18 protein-coding genes and 2 tRNA genes are annotated in these 22368 nt (G+C 44.8%); 3 read left to right on the forward strand and 17 right to left on the reverse strand.

All coding sequences use genetic code 11. The features are described from left to right. Window positions 1–339: 339 nt before the first annotated feature. Both ACE3MZ_RS15975 and ACE3MZ_RS15980 read right to left on the reverse strand, forming a co-directional pair. Window positions 340–549, reverse strand: a complete 210-nt coding sequence (locus ACE3MZ_RS15975; protein WP_411343136.1) for a hypothetical protein — start codon at window positions 547–549, stop codon at window positions 340–342. A 199-nt stretch (window positions 550–748) separates the two neighbouring features. Beyond that, a complete protein-coding gene (locus ACE3MZ_RS15980) occupies window positions 749–1597 on the reverse strand; it encodes a helix-turn-helix transcriptional regulator (RefSeq protein ID WP_411343137.1) in 849 nt (282 codons plus the stop codon). Window positions 1598–1776: 179 nt separating this feature from the next. Here ACE3MZ_RS15980 and ACE3MZ_RS15985 point away from each other — a divergent pair, with 179 nt between their 5' ends. After that, the gene (locus tag ACE3MZ_RS15985; protein WP_411343138.1) at window positions 1777–2508 is read left to right on the forward strand and encodes an SDR family oxidoreductase; all 732 of its coding nucleotides are present in this window, start codon (window positions 1777–1779) and stop codon (window positions 2506–2508) included. A gap of 173 nt (window positions 2509–2681) precedes the next feature. Here the strand turns inward: ACE3MZ_RS15985 and ACE3MZ_RS15990 are convergent. From ACE3MZ_RS15990 to ACE3MZ_RS16025, 8 genes are all read right to left on the reverse strand, one after another. Then, a tRNA-Val gene (locus ACE3MZ_RS15990) sits at window positions 2682–2753 on the reverse strand. Between the two features lie 267 nt (window positions 2754–3020). Next, window positions 3021–3776, reverse strand: a complete 756-nt coding sequence (locus ACE3MZ_RS15995) for a hypothetical protein (RefSeq protein WP_411343139.1) — start codon at window positions 3774–3776, stop codon at window positions 3021–3023. A gap of 153 nt (window positions 3777–3929) precedes the next feature. After that, entirely contained in the window at window positions 3930–4208 is a 279-nt protein-coding gene (locus ACE3MZ_RS16000) for a hypothetical protein (protein WP_411343140.1), read from the reverse strand. Between the two features lie 544 nt (window positions 4209–4752). Next, on the reverse strand, window positions 4753–7407 hold the full coding sequence (locus ACE3MZ_RS16005; RefSeq protein WP_411343141.1) for an Ig domain-containing protein: 2655 nt from the start codon (window positions 7405–7407) through the stop codon (window positions 4753–4755). Window positions 7408–7633: 226 nt separating this feature from the next. Continuing rightward, window positions 7634–8050, reverse strand: coding sequence for a hypothetical protein (locus tag ACE3MZ_RS16010; protein WP_411343142.1), 417 nt, complete (start codon window positions 8048–8050; stop codon window positions 7634–7636). 23 nt (window positions 8051–8073) lie between these two features. Beyond that, complete coding sequence (locus ACE3MZ_RS16015) at window positions 8074–8754, reverse strand: uracil-DNA glycosylase (protein ID WP_411343143.1); 681 nt, start codon at window positions 8752–8754, stop codon at window positions 8074–8076. Between the two features lie 1004 nt (window positions 8755–9758). Next, window positions 9759–10862: a Gfo/Idh/MocA family protein gene (locus tag ACE3MZ_RS16020; protein ID WP_411343144.1), complete on the reverse strand. Its 1104-nt coding sequence runs from the start codon at window positions 10860–10862 to the stop codon at window positions 9759–9761. A 196-nt stretch (window positions 10863–11058) separates the two neighbouring features. Continuing rightward, window positions 11059–11718 (reverse strand): ThuA domain-containing protein, encoded by a 660-nt coding sequence (locus ACE3MZ_RS16025; protein ID WP_411343145.1) that lies wholly within the window; start codon window positions 11716–11718, stop codon window positions 11059–11061. 162 nt (window positions 11719–11880) lie between these two features. Between ACE3MZ_RS16025 and ACE3MZ_RS16030 the strand changes: the two genes are divergently transcribed. Both ACE3MZ_RS16030 and ACE3MZ_RS16035 read left to right on the forward strand, forming a co-directional pair. Then, window positions 11881–12714 carry a helix-turn-helix domain-containing protein gene (locus tag ACE3MZ_RS16030; protein ID WP_411343146.1) on the forward strand — a complete coding sequence of 278 codons (834 nt, stop codon included), beginning with the start codon at window positions 11881–11883 and terminating at the stop codon, window positions 12712–12714. Between the two features lie 233 nt (window positions 12715–12947). Beyond that, window positions 12948–13277 (forward strand): hypothetical protein, encoded by a 330-nt coding sequence (locus ACE3MZ_RS16035; RefSeq protein ID WP_411343147.1) that lies wholly within the window; start codon window positions 12948–12950, stop codon window positions 13275–13277. Between the two features lie 176 nt (window positions 13278–13453). Here the strand turns inward: ACE3MZ_RS16035 and ACE3MZ_RS16040 are convergent. The 7 genes from ACE3MZ_RS16040 to ACE3MZ_RS16070 form a co-directional block, all read right to left on the reverse strand. Then, window positions 13454–13539: transfer RNA gene (locus tag ACE3MZ_RS16040), tRNA-Leu, on the reverse strand. Window positions 13540–13762: 223 nt separating this feature from the next. Continuing rightward, window positions 13763–15205 carry a sucrose phosphorylase gene (gtfA, locus tag ACE3MZ_RS16045; RefSeq protein ID WP_411343148.1) on the reverse strand — a complete coding sequence of 481 codons (1443 nt, stop codon included), beginning with the start codon at window positions 15203–15205 and terminating at the stop codon, window positions 13763–13765. Window positions 15206–15259: 54 nt separating this feature from the next. Beyond that, window positions 15260–17173 carry a glycoside hydrolase family 13 protein gene (locus ACE3MZ_RS16050; protein WP_411343149.1) on the reverse strand — a complete coding sequence of 638 codons (1914 nt, stop codon included), beginning with the start codon at window positions 17171–17173 and terminating at the stop codon, window positions 15260–15262. 146 nt (window positions 17174–17319) lie between these two features. Then, on the reverse strand, window positions 17320–18156 hold the full coding sequence (locus tag ACE3MZ_RS16055; RefSeq protein ID WP_411343150.1) for a carbohydrate ABC transporter permease: 837 nt from the start codon (window positions 18154–18156) through the stop codon (window positions 17320–17322). After that, the gene (locus ACE3MZ_RS16060) at window positions 18156–19040 is read right to left on the reverse strand and encodes a carbohydrate ABC transporter permease (protein ID WP_411343151.1); all 885 of its coding nucleotides are present in this window, start codon (window positions 19038–19040) and stop codon (window positions 18156–18158) included. The genes ACE3MZ_RS16055 and ACE3MZ_RS16060 overlap by 1 nt, the downstream gene beginning before the upstream one ends. A gap of 340 nt (window positions 19041–19380) precedes the next feature. Continuing rightward, window positions 19381–20688: an ABC transporter substrate-binding protein gene (locus ACE3MZ_RS16065; RefSeq protein ID WP_411343152.1), complete on the reverse strand. Its 1308-nt coding sequence runs from the start codon at window positions 20686–20688 to the stop codon at window positions 19381–19383. Window positions 20689–21370: 682 nt separating this feature from the next. Next, entirely contained in the window at window positions 21371–22363 is a 993-nt protein-coding gene (locus tag ACE3MZ_RS16070; RefSeq protein WP_411343153.1) for a LacI family DNA-binding transcriptional regulator, read from the reverse strand. Window positions 22364–22368 lie beyond the last annotated feature (5 nt).

Raw genomic sequence — 22368 nt, forward strand, 5'->3', positions numbered from 1 at the left:
CCGAGAGATCAGACGCAGCAAGGGATTGTGGGTAGTAGCGTTTGATGCTGTATCAATAATCTAGCATGTAAAATGTTTGTTAAAATTAGAGTATATCCCATTCTAAGTTCTAAGTTCTAAGTTCTAAGTTCTAAGTTCTAAGTTCTAAGTTCTAAGTTCTAAGTTCTAAGTTCTAAGTTCTAAGTTCTAAGTTCTAAGTTCTAAGTAGGTACGGCGAATGAATCTGCATGAAACAACAAAGCGCCCTATGAAGTTCAAGCAATCTGCTCTCACTGCTTCATCCTCATGGAGCACAACCGATCATATTACACATTGGTTCGTACCTATACATACGGATCATCAAACGGTAGTTTTGCCAGTTTTCATCGTATAGACAAACAAGCGTACAACAACCAGCGCCAAACCAATCCATAACAATGCACTAAGCGGCACATCTCGCAAAGCAAGCTTGATCGTCATAAACAACGTAGTGAGTGGAATCAAAATAACAAAAACTAACGCAATTGCAAAAACGATTCCAATGATTCGATTGAGTAGGATTTTGTTCATACTGAATAGGCTCCTTTCTTTAAGAGTTATAAAAATCAATACACGATTTATTCCAAATCCACATATTAATCTATTCTCAACATACATGTATTTTGTATGTTAAAGTTCGTCTATCATTGTGTAGCAGCAGCTCTCATCATTACTATGTGTAAATTATTCGCTAGAAATTTGCATTCCCCTGCTATGTCGTGAAGAATGATTAGCATTTATTTTGGATTTGGAGAAGCTGCTTGATTTTGTCAACCGTTCCATCATTGTGCGGAACATGCATATTAATTTGTAAATCTGGGGCTTGTGATGGATGAACAGACAAGTGATCAAAGTTTAATACTCCGACAACAGGATGATACACCTCTTTCATCATGTTGAACGCATCTACCACATCATGTTTCGCCCACATACGTTGAAACTCCGAGCTGATCATAGATAATTGTTCCACCTGTTTTTTCCACCAAGGATCATCTGCGTATTGTGCATAATTGGAGCGGAATTGCGCCATGATCATATGAGCATGCTGCTCCCAATGCTCTCCTTTCAACGTGCGAAAAAAGTCAGATGTAAAGGTAATCCACAAAAAATTATCATCATGCTCATCAGGAGTCAGTTTATTTTCCTCAAAAATGAAATTTGCTTGGTTACGGGCGATAATATTCATCTTTGTATCCATAATACTTGCGGGTGTGTATTCCATACTATCAATCAGTCTTTGCAACTCCAAACTAACGCGAGTTTGAGGTTTTTCTTGCTGGGGAGGAGATTGACGATGGGCAAGTAGAAACATATGCTTTCGTTCTGCACTATTCAGTTGTAAAGCTCTTGCCACACTTTCCAGCACTTCGATTGATACGTTAATAGGTCTCGCTTGCTCCAAATAAGTGTACCACTCCAAACTAACTCCAGCTAACATCGCTACTTCAGTGCGACGTAATCCAGGTGTTCGTCTTCGTCCAAAACCTGAAATACCTGCTTGCTCCGGTGTTAACCGCTCACGACGACTGCGCAAAAAATGAGCGAGCTCACTGTATCGATCAAACTCCACATCTGCCATAGTTTATCCCCCTTACTATAATCTGAATCGGTTGATTATCATCGGTGTGTACATAAAGACCATGATTGTAGATAGTATTGCCAGTACTAGGATAAAGGCTCCTCTCCCTGTTAGCTTCACAGCTTTATACAATAATACATGCAACCCTATCTACTTTAAATAAGAAAGGACGAAGTAACATGAAATTACACAATAATACCATTTTAATTACAGGAGGATCAGCAGGCATTGGACTAGAATGGACGAAGCGACTGCTTGCATCCAATACATTAATTATTACCGGAAGAAATGCAGAAAAGCTTGCAGATGCCAAAGCCAATTTTCCAGAACTGCATACTTATGTGAATGACATTTCAAAAGAATCTGAGCGCATTACTCTGTTTGAGAAAATCACTTCTGAACATCCTGAGATAAATGTATTGATCAATAATGCAGGGGTCATGCGATTTCCGTCGTATCATCAACCAGAACCATGGACAATTACAGAGAGCGAGATTTTGACTAACTTCTCTGCACCTGTACATTTGAATACCTTATTCGCAAAATATTTTAGCGAGTATTCTCGTGAAAGTACCATTATCAATGTTACGTCTGCTCTGGCTCATGTCCCACTTGCACATTCCGCTGTATATTCAGCGACAAAAGCAGCACTTCATTCTTACACAATTTCATTGAGACATCAATTGAAAGATCAACCGATCGAAATCATTGAATTGGCTCCTCCCCAAGTTCACACCGATCTGGGTGCACCGGGGTTGAATGAAGCAGGAATGCCGTTGAATATGTTTATAGATGAAGTAATGGAAGCATTGGAACGTGGGGAACAAGAAATTGTGCCAGGCATCGCGAAACAGATTGCACATGCATCAAGAGCAGAAAAAGAACAATTTTTTGCACAAATCAACTCGTAAATTGAGACTTCATTCTAATCGAATATAACAATTATTATTATATATGCACATAACAAAAGGTTTGAATGCGACCACTATGAGGTATCTAGTGACCATCGTATTCAAACCTTTTACTGCTACATTATATGATTTGTACATAAAAAAAGCCCTTGCTACGCAAGGACTTTCGGCGATGACCTGTAGTGGGATCGAACCACTGACCCCTACCCTGTCAAGATAGTGCTCTCCCGCTGAGCTAACAGGTCATATTACAATCACAAGATTTAATATATCAAATCAAAAGAGCGCTGTCAATCCTAACTTGCCAAGTGAAAATCGAGATGTATGCATTCAGCACACATCTCGATTTTTTATTCAGCTTGTAGTTTATTAGATTATCTGTATAGTATGCTCCATTCATCTTCGTGAATTTGTCATACTTAAATATCTATTTCATACCTGCACTATCTTAACTGTAATCCTTCTCTCATACCTATCATTTGCTAGGGAACAGAGTTACATTTCATCCAATCTTACAACTTGTTCACCGATCCAGCTACGCCAATCAGCTGATCTTTGGTCAGACTGCTATCCAGTGCTGTAATCGTAAAATAGTTCCCTTTCCATTCAAAGGTCACTTGTGCTCCGGTATCTCCACTCGCTGCGTAGTAGTTACCCGTCACACCATTACTCAGCTTCACCTGAGTACCGCCTTTGCCAAAATCACCACCGCTGTTATCGCGTGCGGCTGCGGAGACGCGCATGTGTTTGTATAGCAGGTTTACGCTGTCTGCGCCGTCTGCGGCTGCGACCTTGACGAAGGAATCCTGACTGCCGATCTGAGTTGGGGCATACGGTACGGCAAATGCGTCTACGCCAAAGCTGCTACGTGCTTGTTTGATCTGATTGATCTGGGACGTGGTGTAGGTGATGGATTTCAAACTGCTGGTGTTGCCAGTAGAGCTTCCGTTGCCGTTATTTGTGTTTCCCGAGCCAGACGATGTCCCCAGCGATACTTTGCCTGCTGTGGCGTTGTAATTCACAGGCACGCTCAATGCGTCCGCCATCGCACGCACTGGAAGATAGGTGGAACCGTTGTATGTGATAGGAGATAGCTGCTCTCCATTCGATCCTTTTGCCGTATAGGCACTACCATTCACTTCGATCTGAATGCCATGATTCACGTAGGCGCGGATCGATTCCAGCTTGGTGCCTGCGTATACGCCTGCTGATGTAGTGAGTGTCATGCCTGCTGCCAGTGCGACGGTAATCCATGTTTTGGATTTCATGTGAAAGTCTCCTTTAAAGTTGGGATATATTCGATGCATGTACCTGATGTCTGTTGTTGTTCCTGCTCTTACTTTAACCAACAGTTGTATCGGTACAAGCTCGTCATTGTATCCAACTTGTAAACAATGAGCCGTCGCATCTTCATTTCATCCTTAATATTGCGTCCAATACGACGTATCAGTCGGCGCAAAACGGCGCGGTAGCGGCCGATCCTTACGCTCCCACCCTTCGATCATAACAATCGTATGAGGTCCAGACTGATCTTGCCAGTGTATGTATTGATGGGATTCCAACGACAACAACGTCTGCGTCAGCTGAGCACGCGTCTTATACGTTATAGCGGTCAATTCTTTCCATACCGGCATTCGCCTTCTGGAAGCAAAAAAGTTAAATAATACTCGTAGCAGCTTGCGTTCCGTATCATCCAGCATATCTGTCGCCTCCTGTACTTTTCCAGAGCTGGGGCAATCCAAACCAAGCAACAATCAAACCAAATCAATTCAATCTAATTCAATTGAGTTCCATTCCTATTCGCAAATAGGCAATCATCAATCATGGATCACTGTTATACCATGATGCAATTACGATGTATGTATTCAATCCGATATATGTATTCGACTAATAATAAGAAGGAACATATGTTCTTGTTTATTATAAAACTGCTATTGCTTTTTGGCAACAACATTTTGAAGGTTCCTCCCCATCTACATTCCGTCTTTTAGCTACTGCCGCGTTTCCCCTGAAAATACTAGTTCCGTACATCCTCCATCCAGATTTACTCTCTCCAATATTCAGCTGTTCAGTCAGCTAGCTGTTTAACAACAAAAAGCCGCTTCCTCTCTTCAATAAAGAAAGGAAACGGCTCAAGCTTTATTATATGCTATTGCATTCAATCCCCGGCAACAGACTGCCGGACAAGCTACGATTAACGGATGTATCCATTAACCAGACTGGACAAGTCGCTATAAAAAGGGATTATTTACTTGCTGCGTCTTTGACAGTTACGTTTGTGCTTACGCGTTTGCCATCAAATTCGACACGAATAGCGGATGTTCCTTTGGCAACAGCGCTGATTTTACCATTGCTTACTGTTGCTACATTCGTTTTGGACGACGTCCATGTTGCATTTTGGCTAACATCTACGGTTTCGCCAGTATCATATTCCGCAGTCACCAGCAAGATCGTTGTTGTGCCTGTTGTCATTTTCAGCGATTTTTCGGATAGCGTCAGCTTTTTGAGCTGTGCACTTACCGTTACTTTCACTGTAGCAGTCAGACCTTGATACGATCCGGTCAGCGTTGTTGTACCCATACCAATCGCCTTCACGGAAGAACCTTTTACTGTCGCTACTGATGTGTTCGAAGATACCCAGTTCATTTTGGTGGACAAGGTAACCGATTTGCCATCTGTATATTTACCTGTTACTTTGATCGATTTGCTTTTGTTAATCGCTAGATCGATATCGGTTGGCGTTACTACGATAGAAGCCAGTTTGCCTTCCATTTTCACGCTAACGCGAACGGTTTCGTTCAAGTACGTTCCTTTGAGGGAAGCTGTACCTTTGACAAGTGCTTTCACGTTATCGCCTTGAACCAACAATTTGTTGGAACTGGATGTCCATACGATATCGTCACTTACATCTGAAGTAGTGCCGTCTGCCGCTACTGCCTGTACCGTCGGGATTGCAGCTGTTGCTCCAACTACCACGCTCAAGCTAGTTGCGCTTGGAGTCAGGTTGAGGATTTTTGTTTTCACAGTAACCGGAACAGTCACTTGCATATTGCCTACCGTACCGACCAGATTTACGTTACCGGCAGTTTCACCAGTGATCTTCGTGCTAGTCAGAGATGCAGCAGAACCGTCTACTGTCCAATCTACAACTTTGGACAGATCCGTTGTTGTACCGTCTACCGCTGTACCCGTTACTTTTGGCAACGTCACGGATTTGCCAGTAACCAGATCAATAGAAGTTACGTCTGGTTCCAACTTTTTCATTGTTTTGTATACCGTAACTTTGAAGCTCTTCGTGAAATCTTCGTACTGCGCTTTGATCGTCGATGTGCCTTCTACCCATGGAGTAAGCACACCTTTGTCTACCGTTGCGACCAGTGGAGCGGAAGATGTCCATGTTACATCCGAAGTGATATCTTTGACATCTGTCGCATTTGCCAGTTCAGCTTTGATCTGAGTTGGCGTTTGACCGATAAACATCACTTGATCGTCTTCTGGAGTTAGAATCAGACCTTGGAAGGAAGAACGAACATATAGTGTAGCAGTAGTCGTTAACGTTTTGTATTTGACAGTCAATGTTGTTTTACCAGCGGACAAGCCTGTTACTTTGCCGTCTACGACTTTGATGATTTTGCTATCGTAAGTGGACCAAGTAACTGTATCCAGATCAGTAACATCTGCTGTCGTACCATCTTCTTGTGTAGCTGTAACTGTAATCTGTTGGGAATCACCGATATTCAGATTCAATTCGGAACCAATGGACAGGCTCAGATCGCTATACGAACTAGCTACCGTTACCGGAATCGTTACTTTCAGATTACCAACGGTACCAACCAGGCTTGCTGTACCGATATTTTCACCAACGATGCTGGTGCTAGTCAGTGTCGCAATATTGCTATCCACTTCCCATGTCATTGCTTTGGACAGGTCTGTCGTTGTACCGTCCAGCGCTGTTCCTTTGACAGTAGGCAGTGTGAGCGTTTGATCTGGAGTCAGATCGATCGATTCTACACTTGCTTCGATTTTCTTCATCTTTTTGTAGACTGTTACATCAAACGACTTGGTGAAGCCTTGGTATTTAGCGGTAATTGTTGCTGTTCCCGCTGTCCATGCCTGCAATACGCCGCTATCTACCGTTACATTAAGCGGTGTGGACGAAGTCCAAGTTGTTTTACTCGTTACGTCTGTTGTGTTGTCGGAATCAATCACTTCTGCTTTGATCGCAGCCGATTTTTGACCGACAAACATAACTTGATCTGTTTCTGGTGTCAGATTCAATCCGTCAAAAGATGTACGCACATAAATCGTTGTGCTGTCGGTAAGACCTAGATAACTAACAGTCAATGTAGTGGAACCTTGTGCAACGCCATCTACTTTACCATCATCTACAGTTGCGATCTTCGTGTCATATGTAGACCACGTAGCCAGATCGCTCACATCTACTACAGTACCGTCTTTCTTGGTTGCTTTTGCAGTAAATGTATACGGCTCATCGATATTTACATTAGTGATTTTGTCCGAAGAAGGAGACAAAGCTAACTTAGTATACGGTGAAGTGACTACGACTTTTCTAGTTGTTGTAAATCCGCTATATTTGGCAGTAATGGTTACCGTACCTGCTGCAAGCGGTTTGATTACGCCTTGGCTAACTTCAACGATTGTAGAGGAGCTTGTCGCCCATGTTGCCGTCGTTGTAATATCTGTTTTGGTTCCATCGCTTTGGATAGCATACAAAGTCAATTCGGTTTCGCCACTGTCGATGGACAAATCCAATGTTGTAGAATCGGAGAATTTGATGGAGGCTACAGTTGTGTCTGCAGCAAAGGTCGATGCTGGGAATAAACCTACGATTATTGCCAACAACAGTACCAGTTTCCCCAATCTTGCCGTTTGTGTCATTATTTTCTCCCCTTAATTATAGTATTATCTGCGTCCAGTCCTTAACTTATATCGGAGCGATAGGCGAAAATTTGAAGGTTTTTCCGCAAATAAACACTAATTTTTCCCAAAATAAGACTATCGTCCTGTATACAAGACGATAGTCGCAATTGGTTTGAAGCTTGATTTAACTTTGGTTATAAGCGTTATAGATGCCCTGGCTATGCGGTTTCTAAGCTCCTGCCATTTAACAACCTCGACGCGAACGAACGACAAACTGATAATCAGCTTTCGCAAATACGCGTTGGTCATCCAGGATAACGCGCTCACGATTATGACGCACTAGCTTGGCGAACGGCTCGATCAGTTCGTCCCCTTTCCAGATCATCACCTTGGAGCTAAACAGAATCGCATTGTCAAATTGAACGGGCTGCTTCATCACATAACCGACTGCATTCAGCTCCCATGCCGCCGAATTCAAATCTTGAGGCAGCTTTTCCAGTTCCTTGATATGCAAAATATCATTTAATAATACATGCACCGAACCGGGTTGTAGTACGAGTCGGTTCTTGTCCACATCCCAGATCTGAATCGTGCCATACAGTCTAGAACGGTACTCATCATCACGCGTAATCACGACTTTCTTCCCTTCCCACCGTTTCAAGATCCCACCTCCATGCCCCATAATCAGGTCAACTCCGGAATGGTCCAGTCAATCGGCTGCTGGCCCTGTTCGGTCAAAAAATCATTGGTTCGCGAAAACGGACGACTGCCGAAAAAGCCTTTGCGTGCGGCAAATGGACTTGGATGCGCCGAGCGAATAATCGCATGATGCTCTGTGTTGATGAGCGCTTCCTTCTCTGCCGCATGATTGCCCCATAGTATGAATACTATCGGCTTCGGACGTTCATTTAACAATCGGATCACAGCATCAGTAAACTTCTCCCAGCCTTTGCCACGGTGTGAAGCGGCTTGACCGGCACGGACGGTCAGCGCTGTGTTGAGCAGCAGCACGCCGTGCTTGCCCCAACTAACGAGCGAACCATGCTTCGGAATCGGTGCACCTGTATCTTCCTGCAATTCTATGTAAATATTGCGCAAGGATGGCGGTACTTTGACGCCCGGTTGTACGGAAAAGCTTAACCCTTCTGCCTGCCCTGCTCCATGATATGGGTCCTGCCCTAAAATGACGGCTTTGACCTCCGAATACGGGGTTAGACGAAAGGCTTGAAACAATAAATCACGCGGCGGGTAGATCGTGTGCTGCTCGTATTCCTCGTCTAGCCAGCTCATAAGCTCCTTGAAATAAGGCTTCTCCATCTCTTCTTTCAGTATATCATCCCAATCGTTTCCAAACATGTGTAACATCCTTTCTCTCGTATGATGATGTGTCGTGGCAACTGCATGCTGTTATGAGGTGTGTTGCTTGGTGAGGATGATGCAGCTGTATGACTGTTGTGGTATCGTTCTTTGGTTTATTACCCTGATTTTATAATAATGTATTCGTTGGGGGGAAGCAGGTTTTTTAACTTTTGGCTTTGAGAGGGGTTTTTGGGAGATAGGATGTGTTTTGTTGATAGGGAGTTGGGAGGTACAACGCTGCGGGAAGGGATAAGGAAACGGACTCCGGTGGAGCCGCGCGAATCTACGGATGAGATCGCTATTGTAGATTCACGCCCCTCCAAGACGGTAAGATATTTTGCTTCGCAAAAATCACTTTTCATTGAACATCGTGTTTGAAGATCACAAACACGATAAGTCGTTCCTTTTCCCTTATTCCCTTCCCTACGCTTGGTGTTACTTGGCATCTATATGTAAAAGACCTTAAATACATGTTAGTGGATTGCAAAAAATTGCTGTTCAGAGTTACGGGGTTAAAAAGACTGCTTGGGTGGGGGCGGTGGCAAAGTTAAAAGAACGTTGTTGATAAAATGTAATAATGTAAGATTCCAAGTAACACATGCTTAGGAGTATTAGTTTTTTAATTTATAAGTAGACTTTTCTTATTGACGGGATTACTTTATAAATTTCTTTATCGTTGATTCTTTATTATTTGGAATGCTTTTTAATTCTCTTTGGTATTTTGATTGTGTAGCATTTCATATTTGATATGTTTTGATTATTGAACATTATATTATTTTCAAATATACGTATACATTCATCTAACTTTTCTCAAGACATTTTTATAGGTATTTAAAATGTACTGGATTCTCTTCTTTGCGGTTGCGAATGGTTGTAGCTATGTTTTTGTCTTCTTTAGAGAGAAATAAATAAAAAAAGCACCGCTTCGGGGAAGGGTGCTGTAGGGGAATGATTTTGTTTCGTTTGGTTTGCGTTTATTGCATTTGTTGAGCTTGGTTTGTTGTTCTATTTTAGTTGATGTAGCCTTTGATTAGGCTGGGGCTGAGCGGGGTTGGTTGGGTGCATGTGGATTGGAGGGTGTGGTGGGTACCGGAGTCGGCACTGGTGTGGAAGGCTTGCATGATCTCGAGGACGTGGCTAGTTAGGTGACCGTTGGCTCTTGGGGTGCCGCCGTGTTGGATGCAGTGTGCCATGTCGGAAATGCCGATGCCGCGGCTGTTTTCTTCGTATTGATGGATGAGTGGGAATTCCATGAATTCGGTGCTGTTTGCTGGACGCAGGCGGATTGGACCACCGAATGTGTTCGGGTCTGGCACGATCAAGGTGCCGAGGGTGCCGTAGATTTCGATATATGGCAAGGTGCTGCTCCAGATATCAAAGCTGGTGATCATGGTGGCGATGGCATTATTTTGGAAACGGATGGTGCCGGTAATATGGGTTGGCACTTCGACGTCGATGATCTCGCCGTAACGCGGTTGGCTGGTAATAGTGCGTTGAGGCAACGACGTTTTGGTCATACCGGATACGGATTGTGCAGGTCCGAGTAAGGAAATTAATGCGGTCAGGTAGTACGGTCCCATATCGTACATCGGACCTCCACCTTGTTTATAATAAAAGGATGGGTTAGGGTGCCAGCTTTCGTGTCCGTGGTTGACCATAAAGGCGGTCGCGGCTACTGGATCGCCGATATAGCCGTCGTCGATGAGTTTACGGCATGTTTGCAAACCTGCACCAAGGAAAGTGTCGGGGGCGCCGCCTAGTAGTAATCCTTTGGATTGTGCGAGTTGTACGAGCTCGCTTCCTTGCTCATATGACAGCGAGAGTGGTTTTTCTACGTAGACATGTTTGCCGCCTTCCAATGCTTGGCGACAGATGGCGTAATGATCAGGTGGCGTGGTCAAATTGACAACCAATTGGATCTCATCGCTGGCGATGATCTGCTCAGCTGTCCAGCGATTCGGGATACTATATTGCTCGGCGGCTTCGTTGAGCTTGTCTTCATTAAAGTCGGCGCAAGCGTAGACTTCGGTATTGACGAAGGTGCGGGTGAGATTTTCCAGATAGATGCTGCTAATATTACCACAGCCGATGATACCGATTTTCACTTTGCTCATAAGGGATTCACCTTTCTATTGTATAAAGTAGAGGACTATTGTGACATGTTCGTCAACCTATTACATGTTCGTTGACCTATAGGGTGCTTTGGCATGGGTTTATTGCAATGGAGCTGTGTGTATTCATACATGTATATGATTAGAAAATTAATGCTAGATTAGAATTTCCCTCAATCTGAATCTCTGTCTAGTCAGATCAGCGTGATGCCCATATTAGTCCGCGGCGCATCAATTCTTTTGCTTCGGGAATATCGAAAATGTTGACTTGGTGACCGAGTGAATTGTAGTACACTTTGCCTTTGCCCCATTTCTTCGTATAAACGACCGGCATGACGATCTCCCCGTTGGCAGAATGTGCGCCTTCGCTAATACGGAACGTCGTTGTTGCCAGCACATCCACTGCGGGGTCAACGTGCAAATAATATTGCTCAGACACGACTTTGAAATCGGAAATCTGTTCAACCAGTGGGCTGGACGATGTTTGTACAATTCGCACGTCGTACTCTACCCCATCGTTAAACGGATGTGCGACCCATTGCGATCCGGTCATAAATTGCCACTCTACACTGTTACGGAACGAGTCGCACATACCGCCATGACAACCAGCAAGACCAACACCTGACGAGACCGCGTTCAGCACTGGTTGTAGCTGTTCATTGCTAATCTCCCCCATTGTCCATACGGGCACGATCAGATCCAATTGCATTAGCTTCTGTTCATCCAGAAAAGCATCCAATGTATACGCAATCTCTACTTCAAAATCTTCTGCGCGCAATAATTCGGCGAATAAATCGGCAACTTCCTTCGGCTGATGTCCATCCCAACCGCCGCTAACGATCAATGCTTGTTTGCTCATTTGTAGAACGCTCCCATCTGTAAGCTTCGATATTCATGCTGATTTCACATGTACAGCCACATTGTAAAGTAAACGCATACATGATGCGCGCCATTTTCATTGTGGAAGTGGACATTTTTTGCTAATCTAGGGGCAGACGAAATTCATAATGAGGTGACGAAGATGCGGGCGTTTCATGAGAATCGTACCTATGGCAAAGGGCTGCCAGTGCAGATCGGACGGATTCGCAATATTAGCTTTCTGGCGCACTGGCATCACGATCTGGAATTTATGTATGTGACAGAAGGCAGTTTGCAGATTGGGATCAATTATGAGACACGGGTGTTGAAGGCGGGGGAATTTGCGTTTTGCGGTAGTGGGGATATTCATTATTACGATAGCAGTCGCGGCGAATCAGAGATCATTATGATCATTTTCAACCCGCGTCTGATTGGCAGTCCGGCAGGTTGGCCCGTGGAGCAGGATTTTCGTTCGCATTTTCTTACGTCTATGGATGGGATGACTATGGAGCGACAGCAGGCGTTAGAACAACTTGCACCCGTTATGCAGGCGCTATATGTAGAGGATCAGCAAGCAGAGCCGTCGGAGATGATTATTACCGGGTTGCTGCAATTGTTGTGTGGACTCATTGAGCGGCATATTCCTACTGGATCGGGTGAGCAGAAGCGTCAACACCGCTCCACAGCTCATTTGAAAATGATGCAGGAGCTACTTGATCAGCTGGAGCAACACTGTACGCAGCCGTTGACCTTACAGGATGGTGCGGACTATGCGCGGATGAGTGTGTTTCACTTTTCTCGCTTTTTTAAAAATGTGACTGGAATGGGGTACAACACATATGTGAATGAGTTGCGGATTCGGCGAGCGGAGCAGCAGATTGTACATACGGATGAGCGATTGTTGGATATTGCGCTGGATTGCGGGTTCGGGAATATTCGCACGTTTAATCGGGTGTTTCGGCAGTTGCGAGGGTGTAAACCGTCGGATTTGCGGTGATATAGAAATTATCCACCTTTTGAAATCGAACGTAATATTTGTGATATTCTCCTTATAAATCTCTAGTTGAATTTGTACATATATCTTATTCCTTACTTTATATTACGATATGACTGTGAATTCATTTGGCTTGCATACATTTCGTCTTAGAGAATTGGCGGTGTACATAACATCTTGTACCAAGTGAGCGTCACGAATGATAATGGATTCGGACTGTGGAAGGAGGTGATCTTATGAGTAATTATTATATTATCGGTCAGCGCAGTTATGATATGGAACTCCAAATGAGTTTGAATAACTTGATCAAGCTTGAGCAAAAAAATATATTAGCTTCCGGAAAATCTGCAAGTAAACAAGAAGAAATAGTATTGTATTCTCTCGAAGATCCCAATTATAAAAATGAACACTTCCCTGATTTTAGTCACATATTTTATCTCAACCAAACTGGAAAAGATATATTTGATTCGCATTCTCGAAAAATTAAAGAGTTGCTTGGATCGATCGAAGAAAATGAATTGCCTAGAAACCTGAATCTAATAGTAAGAAATACTCGTTTTATGTAATCAAAAAAGCAGTGAGCACCAATATAGCCCACTGCTTTTATACTATACGAAATGTCCCTAATCCGTCCCCAAAACTGAAAATGACACTTGTTCTAAAATGAAGAAACAAACACGAACATCTAATCAATAAAACAAAAAACCCTTGCTGCGCAAGAGTTTTCAAGTTAAATCATATATGCCGAGGACGGGGGTCGAACCCGTACGGTAGTCACCTACCGCAGGATTTTAAGTCCTGTGCGTCTGCCAATTCCGCCACCCCGGCATGTTCAATAGGTTGTTGCTTGTGTGTTCATCAATGGTAAAGCATAAACTGCTGATTGCTATGTATACTGGCATTTCAGAAAGTCACTTCCGTTTTCCGAACACCAATATATCGTATAACAGATGAGCCATATTGTAAAGTGAAATTTTAAAACATATGAAATGAGGGGGAATTCTGTACAATATTCCCCCTCATCTCACCATCCTATATACTCAAAGACTCATTACAATACATCTTGCCAGCCTGCACCATCCACATTCTCGCTCACGGTAAATTCATGTGTCTTCAGGTTCGCTTGTAGACGCGCCGCCTTCTCCCCATGACTCCAAGTGATGGTCAGCTCATTGTCTCCGCTCTCCTCCACCGCAATCTCGCCGTCAAAGGCAGTGCTTGTATTGCGGAAGCGCAACAGATCGAACAAACGCTGTACAACTGGACGCTGAATCTCCTGCTCTACTTCGTCTTTACTATAATAGTGGCGGTTGATGTTACGTCCTTCCTTCGTCCGCTCCAGCAGCTCGATATCGTTCTCTCCTGCTAGCAGACCGACATAATAAATCTGCGGAATGCCCGGTGCGAAGCATTGCAGCGCCCGTGCCAGCACATACGCCTGATCGTTGTTGCCAAGCGCAGAATAATACGTACAGTTAATCTGATAAATATCCAGATTGTTGTACGCTTCACTGCTATAGATTTTCTTCACGTTGGCGCCTTTGCTATACAGGCTTTCGCGTGTCATCTCGGCTTCTTCGTCAGTCATCAGGTCTTTTACATCGACAACACCGATGCCGTCATGCGTATCCAGTGTAGTGAACTGCTTGCGTGGACAGATATTCAGCCAGTGAGCAAGGCGATTGGTTTGTCCGCTGTACAGAGCATGTAGTACAAGCATCGGCAAGGCAAAATCGTATACGTAATAGCCCTTATCGGCGATTTTCAGTTGAATGCTGTAATGCTCGTGAATCTCCGGTAGTACTTCCACGCCCTTCGCTTCGGTTAGGTCTGCCGCGTATTGCAGCATCTCCCAGATGTCTGGCTCGACGAAGAAGCAGTTGGTGCCAATCTTCTTATTCGCATACGCAAAAGCATCCAGACGAATAACAGACGCTCCCTGCTCAGCGAGGAAATTCAGATTGTCACGGATAAACTGACGCGTCGTCTCGGTCGTCACATCCAAATCGATCTGCTGCTCGTCAAACGTACACCATACCTTTTCCGTGCTACCATCTTGAAATGTCACTTCTACATACGGCGCACGCGGCTTACGTTTGTAGATCAGGTCGACATCTTCTTCGGTCGGTTCGCCATTCGGCCAGAAATCCTTGTAACGGATAAACAGATCGGCATACGCAGATGCATCTTTCTTTTCCAAAAAATCCTGAAAATACTTCGATTGCTGGGAAATATGATTAATCATAAAATCGTACATCATATAGAAGTTGTTACTAATCCGGCGTACATCTTCCCAACTGCCCAGCGCCGGGTCTACCTGCGTATAATCCATTGGCGCGAACCCGCGATCACCGGACGACGGATAAAATGGTAGCAAATGAACGCCGCTGATGACACCTTGCAAATGCTGGTCAAGAATATCTGCCAGCTCGCCCATGTTATTGCCCAGACTATCCGCATACGTGATCAGCATTGCTTTGTTTTGAATTGGCATGTACGGTTCCCCTTTTCAGTCGTGGTGAATGATGTGTAGTACCGATTGTCACAATCAATCTGGACGAAGAGAGCGGAATATCACAGTCTCAAACGGTTGCAATATACCGCTTTCATGATGCTCCAGATTGCACAGCATGATGTCGTCACCCCTATGTTCAGGTAGAGAGATCGTGCTATCTGTAAAATTACACCACACACTCCAAAATTCCTGCTTGTAGGAACGAATATATGCAGCAATTTGTTCGGAATCATTCTGAATTGGCGTATAATCACCATATATTAGCGCCGGATACTGCTTCCGCAATTGAACCAGCTTACGATAGAAATGCAGCACGGATCGCTCATTGGCAAGCTGAGCTTCCACGTTAATCTGCGTATGATTGGGATTGATCTGAAGCCACGGTGTTCCTTGTGTAAAGCCCGCTCCCGCTTCAGCATTCCACTGCATCGGCGTTCTCCCCTGATCACGACTGCGGCGGTACAGATACTCCATAATGTCTTTTTCTGCTCGTCCAGCGGCACGCTGCTCATGATACATACGAATACTGTCCAGATCGCGATAATCCTCGATAGAGTCGAAGCGATGATTCGTCATGCCTAGCTCCTGCCCCTGATAAATGAACGGCGTGCCGCGCATGAGCAGATAGTAAGCAGCCAGCATTTTGGCGGCGGCTTCGCGGTGCTGACCGTCATGGGCGAACTTCGATACGCTGCGCACATGATCGTGATTTTCCAGATAGAGCGCCATCCAGCTGTTGCGGCTTGTCGCTTCTTGCCAGTGAGATAGCACCCGTTTAAAATCGGTTAAGTTCCAATGCTGGTACATGCCCTGCTTCTCTGGATTCAGATCCAGATCCACATGGTCAAATTGGAAAATCATATTGAATACGCCCTCGTCCTCATCCACATATTGATCCACATCGTCGATCGGCACCCCTGGCGCTTCAGCCACGGTCATCGCCTGATGCGGCACCAACACTTCACGCTTCATTTCCTGCAAAAAGTCCATAATACCCGGACGATTCAGACAGGCAGCGATGACGGGTATCATTGCCGGAGTCTTTGTAAAATTTGCCTGCGGGATCGTGGGGTTTGTCTGGGCGGTTGTAAGCTCCTGTTGCGCGACCGAAGTCGCTGCATGTTCATCCTGTTGTACTACGTTGATCGCTGACGATAGCAAGTGCTGGTCTTTTTTTATAAACGTAATCGCATCGATGCGGAAGCCAGCAATTCCAAGCTGAATCCACCATTCCATCATACGGTACAGCTCGCTACGCACCTGCGGATTTTCCCAATTCAAATCTGGCTGCTTGCGTGAAAAGCAGTGCAAATAATATTCCCCAGTCACCTCGTCATATTCCCAAGCAGAACCACCAAAATGCGATCCCCAGTTGTTCGGCGCTTGTCCATCTTGACCCGGTCGCCAGATGTACCAATCACGCTTGTCATTGTCCAGTGAGCTGCGAGATTCTACGAACCAAGCGTGCTCGTCGGACGTATGATTGGCAACCAAATCCATAATGATACGAATGCCGTATTCTCCTGCTCTGGTAATTAATTCTTCCATTTCTTCCATCGTTCCAAACTCTTCATGAATCCGGTAATAATCGCGAATGTCGTAACCGTTATCGTCATTCGGCGAATCGTACACCGGGCATAACCAGATCACATCAGCACCTAGTGCATGGATATAGTCCAGTCGCTGAATAATGCCGCGCAGATCGCCAATCCCGTCGCCGTTTGAATCTTGAAAGCTACGCGGGTAAATCTGGTACACGACGCTTTCCTTCCACCAGCCCGGGCGCAATTGCTGCTGTGTTTCATGTTGCTGTTGCGCATCGTAGTTCTGTTCATGCTGTGCTGATAATTGTTGAAGTTGCCCATGATCCATAGGCTTGCTAGTGAATGGCGTATCGTTATGTGTATAGCTAGTATTCGTTTTACGCTGTTGCAGCGGTTCACTCATTCCATTCATCTCCTATTCTATAGAGCGTTGTGGAGCGCTCTCTATTCTATCTCTTCTAAATCTATCTCTTCTAAAATACAGCTAGCTATGCATCTATCCCTTTCGATATTCATGCATCTTTTGATGAACATATATGCTTGAATATGTTACTTGATCGCACCCTGACTAACGCCGCGAATAATATAGCGCTGACCGAACAGATAGGCGATCAGAATCGGCAAAATTGTCAACAGTAGCGCCGGAATGAGCAATTCCCAGTTGTTCATATACGTGCCGTTGAAGGCTTTCATTTTGATGGGCATTGTAAAATAGCGTTCATCCGTCAGCACAAGCGACGGCAGCAAATAATCGTTCCAGATCCACAGTACATTCAGAATCGCAATGGTGGCTGTAATCGGTGACAGCATCGGCAGTACGATTTTGAAAAAGGTTTGCGGACGTGTACAGCCGTCCAGCAACGATGCTTCTTCCAGTTCATACGGAATCGATTTGACGAATCCGTGATACATAAATACCGACAGCGCGCTGCCAAAGCCGATATACAGAACAATCAGAAATGGCAGTGGCGCCGCATCAATCCAGTGCAGCTTGGCACCATAAATGTAAATGAGCGGAATCATGATCGATTGAAATGGAATAATCATCGACGCCACCAACAGGACAAACAGCCCGTTATTCAATCTGCCACCATGACGCACCATATAATAAGCGGTCATCGAAGCAAACAAACCGATAAAGATGACTGAGAAAAAGGTGACCATCACCGTATTGCTAAATGAGACGAAAAAGTTCATCTTGTCAATCACTTCAGCAAAATGTCCGAAGGTGAAGCTGGTCGGTAGCGCGAATGGACTTTCCAGAATCTCGCCATTGCTTTTGAAGGAGTTAATAATAATCAGTAGAAACGGAAATACAAACAGGAGAAAGAAGATGATCAGCAGCGCGTAGATGAATGGCAAGGTCACTTTTTTGCCGATTCCCATTATGCCGACACCTCCATCTTTTTACTGAAATACACTTGCAGCCCGGTAATCACTGCGACAATCAAAAACAGTACAAATGCTTCCGCCTGACCGACACCATAGTTGTTCTCGGTAAATGCCTTTTGTACAACCTGCATGGAAACCATCGTCGTGCTGCCATACGGTCCACCCTCGGTAAGTGAGTAGTTGAGATCGTACACCATAAACGCATTTTTCAACGTTAAAAATACGGTCACGACGAATGAAGGAACCATCAGCGGCAAGGTAACTGCACGTAGACGCTGCCAGCCGTTCGCCCCGTCAATCGTTGCCGCTTCCAGTACATCCTTCGGTACATTGACCAGCCCAGCGACAAAGATAATCATCATATAGCCTGCCGATTGCCAGATCGAGACGATGACAATCGCCCAGAACGCCATCGTCTCATCACCGAGCCAGCCGAGTCGCAGCCATTCGATATTGAACTTTTCGCCAATTGCAGGTAGCGTCTGAACGAAGATAAATTGCCAAATATAACCGAGCACCAATCCACCGATCAGATTAGGCGTAAACAGCGATGTACGGAAAAAATTCTGAAAACGCACACCTGAAGTCACTAGAAAAGCGAGCAAAAAGCCAAGAATATTGATCAAAATGACCGTTGCCAGCACAAACTTCACAGTTAGCCACATCGCCGCCCAGAAATTCTCATCCTGAAACGCTTCACGATAATTAGCAAGCCCAGCAAATTGCAGCGGATCAAGCGGCGATGATACCGTATGAAACGTCATATAAAGTCCATATGCGAACGGCACCATAACAGCGATGCAGAAAAAGACGATCGTCGGTCCAGTGAAAAACAGTTGCAGCAGCCAGCGCCGCAGCGGATTTTTTTCAGATATCATAGTGGAGAACACCTGCCTGTAAACGGTTTGGTGAATCAAGAGTAAGGCGATTGCTTCGATTGGAATTTTGCTTTTACATAAGTGTATGTCGTTGGTGAGTCGATATGGAAGTTAACTATCATGATAGACTTTGGAATGATGTGAGGAATGGGTATCAGATTGATTGGCGCCTATATTCCCCTCTGTGCCAGCCGATGAACATGAACACAATATACAATCATCGGCTGGTGCAACAGTGGGTAGAAATCCCGCAGTCCTGTACTCAATTCAAGTTGAATCCATGTGCGTCATGCTAAGCAAATTGGGATTCATATATAAGAAGCGTACGGCAGCCAGTCTGTTACTTCTGGTTTTTATAATAGTTTTGAATGACCTGTGCCAGCTCGGCGCGGGTTTCTTTTTTGGCGATGTATTTCTGGATGTCAGGTGCTAGGATGCTGCCCCAGTCTTCGACTTTGACATAGTTGGAGCTGAATGGCAGTGTTTTGCCGTCCTTGATCGCTTCTGCTAGTGCAGCGCCGAGTGGGTTGCTGACTTTGTATGGATTGTTTTTGAATGCTGAGATGACCTGTGACTGATTGACGAGGAAATCCTGACCTTTTTTGTTATAGACGATCCAGTCCAGAAATTTCTTGGCAGCCGCTTGCTGCTCTGGCGTTGCTTTCTGGTTGATGACGAGGATGTTGGTCGGACCAGCCGCGATTTTGTTATTCAATGGATTGGATGCGTCGTTGTCCACTGGAACCGGCATGAAACCGAACGATTCGCCTGATACCGCTTTCAACGAGTCATATGCCCAGTTCCCGTTAAACAGAATCGCAGACTCGCCTTTGCCGACGCTAACGTGAGCATCATCGTAATATTTGCCCAGAGGACGTTCGCCGTATTTGTTGTACTCCGGTGATACAAGCAGGTCAAGCGTATCGTAGTATCCATTCCAAACCGGATTGCTTGCCAGATCGAGTGTGCCTGCTTTCAGTTGATCTACGATTGTATTTGGATCGGCTGCCTGATTGAGGAATTGTGTACTATAGTGATTGGCAACCGACCAGTTTTCCGTTTGATACGCGACCGGATAGGTGATGCCGGATGCTTTGATTTTGTCGAGTAATGCTTGTAGCTTGTCACGTGTATTAATGGTAAATGGATCAAAGGTTCCACCTTCTACTTTGTCCAGCACAGTTTTGTTATAAACGAGTCCGAAGCCTTCGATAGAGAACGGGAAGCCGGCGATTTTTCCATTGGCATCCTTCACTCCGTATTCAGTGTCCTGATTCCATTTTTCCTGAGACAGGTCAATGCCAAAATCTTTGTATTTGTTCGTAATGGAGTCGGGCGACATCATTGCTAGCGTTACTGTTTTACCGGATGCAGTCAGTTTGTCCAGCAGTGAGACGGTATCGCCGACAGCGCTCGATACTGCTTCCACTTGAATGTCTGGATTCTCTGCCATAAAGTCTTTGGCTGCCTGCGCCCACTGGGATGCAATCTCGCCTTTGCCGTTAGTAATAATAATACTAACTTTGCCATCTGCGGTTGTACTGCCGCTTCCGCTGCTGTCCGAACTTGCATTACCACAACCTGCCAGTGTAAATGCCAGTACGCCCGTCATTGTCCAAGCCAGTGTTTTTTGCCATGTTTTTCTCAACAGAAACCCCTCCATCACATAATTGCTAAATCATAATTGCTAAGACACATTGCTGAACCATGACGATTCAATCTCCAACCGTTTTGAGAATCAAAGTATAGAATATAAGCTGATTAACAAGTTGTTATACGATTGGTAACGATACCAAAAATAGATACTCGTTGTTGACGCCGCTCGGTACGATAGACAGTGCGATGTTCCTTGCTGACTTTGGCGCATGTCTTTGACTGGTGAATACTACGCATTATCGCCATATGATAACTGGTGTCCTACACCAGACCTTCAATATACATGACAGCTTCAAACGTTCACGTAGATACCAGTAAAACACACGTAAATGTCAGTGAAATCAACTGCTTCGGCATATCAGCGTAGGCTTGGATACATGCTGTGTAATCGTACGGAACGACTTCTTTGCCATTCCTGTTTCATTGGTTTGGAACATCATCTTTCTTTACATCAGGCATCACTTTAATAACGCTTACATGATAAATGATTGATGTATTTTCCAGTCCTTATTATACAGGTTGGCTATGTGGAATAAATATATCATCCTTTGGGAACGGTTTCAATAGTGTGCAGATTATTTTTTTCGCGAATACCCTTCCTGCAGGATGTTATGCTAATATTTAAATTGGGAACGATACCAATTTCACCAGTACGAACCCTTATGATTCTAGTATCAGGTGGATTCGCGTATGATTAATTCGACGGGTAACTTGCATAAAGGCTTAGACAATGGTTCTTGGTTAATGAGCTGCAATAGCATCTGTACAGCATGCTTGCCCATGGCAGGAATCGGTTGGCGAATCGTACTCAAGGAAGGGCTTAACACTTCGGCAATCGGCTGATCATCAAAGCCAATAATCGCCAGATCGTCAGGAATACGCATCCCTGCTTGCCGCGCCGCCATCATCAATCCGCTGGCAATCTCATCACTACCCGTAAATACGGCGGTTGGGCGATCCGGCATATCCAGAATCGTTTGCATCACCTGTTTGCCATCTTGAATCGTATGACGATCAATCAGAATCCATGCCGGGTCAACGGCGATACCCGCTTCTTGCAATGCTTTCTGGTACGCTTGATTGCGGTCTTTGTCCTTGCCATAATCGGTAAACAGCCCACCTGTGCAATACATAATTTTGCGATGTCCACGGTCGATCAGATGGCGCATTGCCGCATATGTGCCTTCATATTGATCTGCTCGAATCGTTGGCACATCGTTCTGATTGACGTATTCATTGCACAATACAATCGGTCCATATTGCGTATATGGCTCAATCTCAGACCACTCATTTTCAATGGATGCCATAATGATACCGTCTGCCTGCTTGTTTTTGAGCAGATCAAGATAGGACAATTCTTTATCCTTTTTCTCATTGGTTTGGCAAATTAACGTCTGGTACCCATGTCTCTGCCCTTCCTGCTCAATCGCATCGACGAGATATGCAAAAAACGGGTTTACAATCTTGGGCACGATCACGGCAATGGTTGTTGGAACCTGTCCCCGTAGCTTACGCGCTGAAGGATTCGGTACAAACCCAAGCTCCTCCATCGCTTCCATCACCTGACGACGCTTATCTGGTGAAATATGCGGATAATTGTTAATCACGCGCGAAACGGTCGTTTTGGACACACCGGCATGGCGTGCCACATCAATAATATTTACCATTTGCC

It is taken from the genome of Paenibacillus sp. WLX1005 (assembly GCF_046603685.1).
GTDB lineage: Bacteria > Bacillota > Bacilli > Paenibacillales > Paenibacillaceae > Saccharibacillus.